We start from the raw sequence: 298 nt of genomic DNA on the forward strand, positions 1-298 counted from the left end.
GATACGAGATACGAGAAGATAAAAGAATGAAAACGGAAGGCAAGAATAAATACGGTGACAAAAACAAAAAGACCACGCCAGGCGTGGTCAATTGCTTGGCTACTTCTCGATTTTAATATTTTCGACACGGGCCTTTAGTTTTTGTCCCGGTCTAAAAGTAACAACACGTCGAGCAGAAATTGGAATGTCTTCACCAGTTTTCGGGTTACGACCAGGTCGCTCGTTTTTCTCGCGAAGATCAAAATTACCAAAACCAGACAGTTTTACCTGTTCGCCATTTTCAAGCGCTTTACGAACT

Annotated in this window: 1 protein-coding gene; it reads right to left on the reverse strand. The window is 41.9% G+C overall.

Annotated elements, in window-relative coordinates:
* Positions 1-99 precede the first annotated feature (99 nt).
* On the reverse strand, positions 100-298 hold a 199-nt coding region (locus tag BCT81_RS05390), incomplete at its 5' end, for an integration host factor subunit alpha (protein WP_102423451.1).

This window comes from Vibrio sp. 10N.261.52.A1 (genome assembly GCF_002876325.1).
In the GTDB taxonomy this organism is placed as follows: domain Bacteria; phylum Pseudomonadota; class Gammaproteobacteria; order Enterobacterales; family Vibrionaceae; genus Vibrio; species Vibrio chagasii.